We start from the raw sequence: 1,203 nt of genomic DNA, 5'->3' as shown, positions 1-1,203 counted from the left end.
CAGGCACGGACCGTGCAAGTCGCCAGCGGGCAGAGACCTCGCAGGCGCACCGCCGGGGCCGGATGTGACTCCGGACCCATGAACTCGCCCATCCTCCTTCACTACAGGTAAATCATTTAATTTCATACTTGACGACACGGAGGAGGATGTGATCAGCACTCGGCACCAGCGCCCCACCACCCTGGTCGGTGTCCTCGACCTTGAGCGGCTCGACGTGGACATCTTCCGCGGGTGGAGCAGCCACGGAGAACTGCCGGTCCGCCTCTTCGGTGGTCAGGTCGCCGGCCAGGCACTCATCGCGGCCGGCCGCACCGTCGAACCGGCCCGCTCCGTCCACTCGCTCCATGCCTACTTTCTGCGGCCGGGTGACCCGGCCGTGCCGGTCATATACCTGGTCGATCGAATCCGTGACGGCGGCTCTTACAGCACCCGACGCGTGGTCGGTGTCCAGCTCGGAGAAACGATTTTTCAGCTGAGCGCCTCGTTCCACCTCCCGGCGCAGGGTCCGACGCACGCCGAGCCGATGCCGCTGGTGCCGCCGCCGGACCAGGTGCGCACGCTGGAGGACTGGTACGCCGACGCGGGCGCCGCATCAGCGCCCTGGATGCAGTGGTTCCGCGCCGGGCAGTTCAGGACGGAAGTACGCTGCGTGGACGAGCCACCGGCGCTGGCGGCGGAGCGCGGGCCGAGGCCCGCCCGTCAGCGGGTCTGGTTCCGGTCAGCCGAACCGCTGCCCGACGATCCGCTCGTGCACGTCTGCGCGCTCACCTACGCGTCCGATCTCGATCTTCTGAGCACAGCGTTGCTGCCGCACGGCAGAACCACCAGGGACGCCAGTATGGCCAGCCTTGACCACGCGGTCTGGTTCCACCGGCCGTTCCGGGCCGACGGGTGGCTGCTGCACGACAGGGAGAGCCCGGTGGCAGCCGGCGGTCATGCTCTGGTCCGGGCCCACGTCTACGACGCCGACGGATACCTGGTGGCCTCGATCGCACAGGAGGGTCTGGTGCGCACCCCGCGCCGCGAACCTGACCACCGCGTAACAGCTGAACAGCACGTAACAGCTGAACAGCGCGGCCCGATGAGCAGCACGAGCCACTGAACGATGTGACATCTGCGACGGCGCGCCGAGCGCCGAGTACCCCTACAGACCAAGAGATTGCATCGCCTGAGCGCGTTCTGCAACGAGCAGCCGCACGGCTG

General features: G+C 67.8%; 1 protein-coding gene. It reads left to right on the top strand.

All coding sequences use genetic code 11. From position 1 onward, the window contains the following. Positions 1-148: 148 nt before the first annotated feature. Entirely contained in the window at positions 149-1,102 is a 954-nt protein-coding gene (locus U9980_RS05100) for an acyl-CoA thioesterase II (RefSeq protein WP_322766900.1), read from the top strand. Positions 1,103-1,203 lie beyond the last annotated feature (101 nt).

The organism is Protofrankia sp. Cr1, assembly GCF_963555865.1.
In the GTDB taxonomy this organism is placed as follows: domain Bacteria; phylum Actinomycetota; class Actinomycetes; order Frankiales; family Frankiaceae; genus Protofrankia.
This window is presented reverse-complemented; position numbering and strand designations above follow the sequence as displayed.